Below are 6,289 nucleotides of genomic sequence, written 5' to 3' on the forward strand. Positions count from 1 at the left end.
TCGGCGTAGGGGGTCGTAGCGGAAGCATTCGATCTGGTCGGCGGTGCCGTTGGTGGCACCGAGGATCGAGGTGATGTTGCCGATGGCGTCGTAGCGGTAGGCGGTGCCGTACTTGGTGGTGAAGGTGCCGGGGCTGTTTTCCAGGTCGATGCTGGTGGCGTCGAGTCGACCGGTCTGCTGGTCGATGGTGTTGGTCAGCCGGACCCGTTTGCCGGAGGCACCGAGCAGGAGTTGATGGGTAGGCCCGTGGGCGTAGTAGCTGGTGGCGGCGATGTAGGTGGCGGCGCCGGTCATGGTGGTGGGGTAGCCGTTGTTGTCGTAGCCGAAGGTGAGGGTTTCGGCGGGCAGGCCACCAACACCTGGTTGGCTGCTGCTGGTGAGGTGCCCGGCCTTGTCGTAGGTGAACGTGCTGCCGTAGGTGCCGGCGAGGGCACCCTCGGCTGCCGGGATGGTCATCGTGGTGCCGGTGGGCTGGTAGCTGTTGGTGTAGCCGGTCACGGCGGTGGTGTAGTCGCTGCCGCCGTGGTGGCGGGTGGAGGAGGTCAGCTGTCCCTTGGCAAGGGTGTCGTAGACGTAGCTGGCCAGTCTGGTGCCGCTGCCGACATCGCCGGACCAGCGGCCCTTCGCCCGGGACATGGTGTCGTACTCGGTGGAGATCTTCTGCCCGCGGCCATCGATGGTGTAGGCGAGCCGGCCGGCGCTGTCGTAGTGGGTGGTGCTCGTGCCGGCGTCCGGGTCGATCTTCTGCGTCAGACGGCCAGCGAGGTCGTAGGTGTTGGTCCAGGTGTTGCCGGCAGGGTCGACGACGGTTTTGAGTTGGTTGAGCAGGTCGTAGGTGTAGGTGGTGCTCTGGAAGGTGTTCGGGTTGGTGGCCGAGGTGTACTGGTCCAGGCGGGTGACGTTGCCACGCACATCGGTGTGGCTGACGGTTTTGGTGCCACCGGTCGGGGGGACGACCGTGACGCGGTCACCGTGGTAGGTGGCGCTGGTCTGCCGCCACGTCGTGCCGAGTTTCTTGTCCACCTGGATCGTGGCCCGGTTGAGGTGGTCGTAGCCGGCTTCCTGCACGGCCGGGACGGTGTTCAGGTTGGGGTTGACCAGGCCGGAACCCGCCGCGGAGCTGTTGTGGAAAGGGCTGGTGTTGGCGGCGACGTTGCCGCGGGCGTCGTAGGTGGTGGCGGTGACGATCCGTCCACCGTTCGGGCCGGGCTGTTGCGCTTCCCTGCCGCGGCCGAGACCGTCGACGTACTGGAACGACGTCAGGTAGACAGGGCTGCCGGCGTGGGATTGCAGCGTCTCGGTCTTGGTGCGCGCGGGTGCGCTCGGTTGTCCGATGCCACTGGAGGTGATCTGGTAGCTGAACCGCAGCGACGGTACCCCGGTGGACTTGGCCTGGCCTGGCAGGTACACCTCGGCCATACGGCCGAGTGGGTCGTAGGCGAGGTCGGTGACCTTGCCGTTGGGGTCGGTGATCCTCGACGGCTGCCCGGTGTGCCGGTCGACCAAAGTGGTAGTGGTGTGGTTGAAGCCGCCGCCGACGGTGCTGGTGATGCCGTTGTCGGGCCAGTTGACAACCGGACTGTAGGTGGTCGTGGTCGTCAGCCCGGCGGGGTCGGTCGCGGTACGGATCCGACCCATGTTGTCGTAGGTGCTTCGGCCACTGGTGGTGTAGGTGGTCGGGCCGGTGTAGACGCGGGTCTCGGCGACGTTGCCGTCGAACGGGGTTTGGGAGCCTTCGACGGTGTAGGTGTCGTAGAAGGTGACCGTGCGGGATAGCAGTGTGCCGGAGCCGCAGGTGTCGCCGGACCAGGTTTCCACCCGCTCCGGAAAATTGATCATGTAGTAGGAGTTGGGTGCGTTCCGTTGGGCATAGGTGTAGGAGGTGCAGGTGTTGTCGGCGACGCCGACCTGGTTGTACTGGTGGAACCGGATCGGGAGCCCGTACGTGGACTCGTAGATGGTCCTCTCTTCGTTGGTCCGCCAGCTGCCGTCGTCGAGTTTGACCCGGTTGCTTTCCAGGCCGAGGCGGACCTGCCGAGGATTGGCGTAGCCGGGGCCGTTGGAGCTGCCCTGGATGATGTGGTCGTAGCGGGTGCTTTCGACTTCGGTGTAGGAGGCGTTGGCCGGGTTCGCGTTGTAGGTGGTCATCCGGTAGTGGCGGGTTTGCAGGGTCAGGCCGGCGCGGGCGTAGTGGTCGTCGTAGGTGTTGCCGGCGTAGTCGGTGACGGTGGTTTGTTTGATGCCGCCGCCGCTGCCGGGGTCGTAGATGTCGTGGTACATGCCGCGGAAGAAGTTCGACATCCGCACCGTGTACTTCGACGGATCCGTCCCCGAACCCTGCAGCACCCGCACCCGGTTGTAGCCGGCGAAGATGCTCCACGACTCCTCCGCGTCCGGCACGAGCGGGTTGTTCGGGTTCTTCCACGCCGGGTTGCCGACCGAGTAGTCGTACTGGGTGACCTGGTCCGGTGACCCACCCACCTGGTCTTTCACCACCACCTTCTTGACGAGGTATTTGTGGAAGATGCCGAAGCCGGGGTCGGCGCCGGGTGGTGAGTGGAAGATCGGGTAGCAGTCCTCGGTGTTGACGTCCCAGTTACCCACCTTGCCGTTGTGCCAACTGTTGTAGCCCGACTGCGTCGACCCGCCCTGCGGACACGGCTTCTGCGTCCCGTAGGTGATCTCCGTGCGCCCGCCGAAACCGTTACGGACCACCAGCAGGCGTGGCATGCGCATCGCGGACACACCGAGGCCGGACTCGTCGTAGTCGACGCGGCCGTCGCGGAAGTTCGGCTGCACGCCGTCGACGTAGTCGAAGTCCACCGGCGGCAGGTCGATCTTGTTCGTGTCCGCACCGATCAGGCCACTGGGGCGTATGTAGTCCAGGACGAAGGCCCGCTCGGTCAGGCCGGTGGGGTTGGACACCTTGTACCGCAACTGCACCCGGCCGATGTTGTTCCACGCTGCGGTGCCGGCGTTCCACTGGTAGGAGATGACGCGGTCCAGGATCCTGCTGGTGAAAAACGACTGGGTGTAGTTCCCACACGACGACGACCCACAGACCAGGTCACCGGGCACATCCGGGTAGGAGTTCGGGTTCGACGACAACGCCGGACACGACGCCGGCTCGTTGTTGAACGGATCATCCTCGGCCGTGCGCTCCACACACCGGTGCGCCCACCCGAACACCACCCGGCCGACCGGAACCGCACCCGCCTCGGTCACGTTCTTCGCGTACTCGATCTCCGACAGATACCCGCCGCGGTCGTACTCCAGGATCGACCCGCTCAACGCCCGCTTGTAATGGTTCGTCTCCCGCGTCCAGTGCAGATACGTCTCGTTCTCATTGGCATCGCGAACCCGGTCCAGGTTCCACCGCCACGGATCCCGACACGACGCCGGATACACGTCGTAGCAGGGCTCCCCCGGCTCGTCACCGAGGAACGACATCTTCCACACCGAGTCCCGCACGAACCCGAACCGGTACTCCGTACCGTCCTGCGTCCACACCTTCCAATAACCGTCGTCCTCGGCCCCACCCGCCAGGAACTCCACCCGCCACCCGAAGTCGTCGACCGGCTTCCACACCCCCGCCGTCGTCTTCACGATCTGCGTCGACTGCCCCTGCAACGAGATCGTGATATGCGACGCCCCCGCATCATTCGTCGCCGCCTCCCCGTCCTCACCATCCGGAGACTCCCAACACATCTCCGTCCGATGCGTCCGACACGGCTTGTACGTCCGCTCCACATAACCCGGCGAGTACGACCACCCCAACCCCGCCGGACCCGACTGGTTGTTCGTCCCGTGCGTCATCCCATCCACCACAGACGAGCTGTACGACAACTCCAAGCCCAGGGTCTGCCCGTACGGCAACGGCGGCTCCGGCAACGGATACGAATACGTGAACGACCCCGCGCTCTCCCCCACCTGCCACGACCCCGACGGCTTCAAATCCGTGGCCGTGTACGAACCCGTCGACCCACCCGACGCCGACGACGCCAACGCATACACACCCGTCGACTCGACCGCCGACTCCGGACCGAAACCCTCGAACACACCCGTCCGACTACCGGCGGCCGTCGCGTCGCCACCGACCTCCACCACCGCCGTCAACGTCTTCGCATACGGATCATTGGTAGCCGACACCCACACCGGATCCGCCGAACACTCCGGCACCTCAGGCGTCGTCGCCGCACACCCCGGCAACCGCACCAACGTCAACCGGTCAGCGAACGAACCCCCATACGCCTGCGCGAAATCCGAGTAATCCACCACCACCTGCACCGCACCCGCACCGGCCGCCCCGTCCGCACGGGAAAGCGCATACAGGGGGCCCGCGTTACCCAACGCCACCGACGCCGCCCGATCAAACGACCGCACCCGCACCGACCCGACCTCACCACCGGCCACGCCCCGCCCCGCCACACCCTCACCCGCGGGCGTCTCACCGGCCGGTTCGACCGTCAACCCGAACGCTTCCCGATCCCCGGCATCACCCTGAAGGTCGAGGACCGCCTCACCACCCTCAGGAAACGTGCCCGCAGGAAGGGGATCAGTCACCGTGACCTCGTCATCCGGATCCGGATCCTGCGCCTGCTGCCGCACCCCCACACTCGCCACCGACGTCGAATCACCCGGCTCCAACACCGGCCCCGCCGCAACCGCCGGGCCACGTAACTGCACCACCGGCAACAACCCCAGCAACACCGCGACCGCCAAGGCTCCCGCCCTGACCCTCCCCCGCGCCCCGAAACGGTCAAACGCAGTGCCCCCACGGCGGCCAGCAAGCATCACAACGCCCCCCGTCGATCAAGAAAATTGATCGACACGCTAGACACCCCATCGACGCCGACACAAGAGCATGATCGGCAACCGTCCAACAAGGACGGTCACCGACCGCACCCATCAGGCAGGCCGCCGGATCACACCTGCCGCCGAATACCGCCACAAAGCACGCATCAAGGGCCTACTTCTCCACCCGCCCAGCCAACACCTTCACGCAATGCGATCTTCAGAAAATTTTCAGCAAGAAAGGTTCCTGTCCGAGGCGACCTACGATGTATCACACAAGTCGTCTGCAATCAGAATAATTGAACATAACTCCCATAGGCCGACGAGCAGTTCGCCGAGACTTGCAAGCCACCCCGGCCGGGAAGATCACAGGGAGAGACCGGGGACCACCTCGTCGCCGACAGCTTTGGCCGTTCCAGCAGCGACAACCGTCTCAACTGCGGATCACCGATCCAGACGACCGAATCGCCCAACCTGCACACCTTCCTCTGCGCGGCGTCCGCAATCGCCGAGAGGCACTTTCCAGTAGTAGAGTTCTCGACCAGCGCATCCCCGGCGAAACACCAGACTCACGTGGCGAACGAGGAGATTTGAACCCACGGAAACCTCTTGTCGAGCAACCCTCGTCGGGGCTTGTCATTGATTGTCAAAACCCCTTGTTACGGAACGTAGCCATCACAAGCTTGTCACCGCTTGCCACAAATGGGCATTGACCTGCAAAGACAGCGCAGATCCATGGTCTCGCCTTGTCACTGATTGTCAATCACCAGCTGGAGTTTTCGGGGGGTAAATGGGGGGCGCGGTCGCGTCGCAGCACGGACATCCACACCATGGCAACCCCGCGCCAACCCATCCCATGGGAGAACCGACCGGTTGATACATCGCGCAGGTCGAATCGAGCCCGACAGAGCAGGAATCTCGGCTTGCCTTCTGGACCGAGATCCACCAGCCACCGCGGCGGGTCCAGCGACGGCGACCTTCCTGCGGGGAGCCGCCGGCGACACCGAAGACGGACCGACACACCCACACTGGCGATCGAGCATGGGAGTTCATGTCGGAGGGGCAACACAAACCAAAACCCAACCGGGCCCGACGCTGTCGACGTCGATCCCGTTGGTCTAGCGGCCGATCGTTGGCGGTGTTCCACTCTCGACACCTACGTGGTGGAGGCAGTAACGGGGGGGCGCTGTCGGCGCACAGCGTCGGCATCCCCGTCCCATGGTTGCCCTCCGTAGATGCGATCGTCGGGCACCCTGTCTACACACCACATCGACCGCTCCGGGACGGCCACCATGTCGCCCTCGACGACGAGCCGTTCGACGCTCCCCAGAACCGCTACGCTGGACCCCGGCTACCAGCAGGCGACCGGACACGTAACCCCACAGGAAGCAAGAGGATCTTGTAAATGAAGTAAAGAAAATCAGCTCACTTGATCTCTAGCCTCGATGATTCGTGCCTGACGCCGGCTCCTTCGGCCCGGCGGAGCTGATCGTTG

General features: G+C 64.8%; 2 protein-coding genes. One reads left to right on the forward strand and one right to left on the reverse strand.

Going from position 1 to position 6,289, the window contains the following annotated elements:
- Positions 1 to 3,630 (reverse strand): RHS repeat domain-containing protein (locus C1A38_RS29985; RefSeq protein WP_502696966.1); only part of this gene is annotated, 3,630 nt, incomplete at its 3' end.
- A gap of 274 nt (positions 3,631 to 3,904) precedes the next feature.
- Between C1A38_RS29985 and C1A38_RS32100 the strand changes: the two genes are divergently transcribed.
- Complete coding sequence (locus C1A38_RS32100) at positions 3,905 to 4,270, forward strand: hypothetical protein (RefSeq protein ID WP_233197111.1); 366 nt, start codon at positions 3,905 to 3,907, stop codon at positions 4,268 to 4,270.
- The last annotated feature ends 2,019 nt before the right edge of the window (positions 4,271 to 6,289 follow it).

It is taken from the genome of Verrucosispora sp. ts21, from assembly GCF_002879555.1.
Classification (GTDB): Bacteria; Actinomycetota; Actinomycetes; order Mycobacteriales; family Micromonosporaceae; genus Micromonospora; species Micromonospora gifhornensis.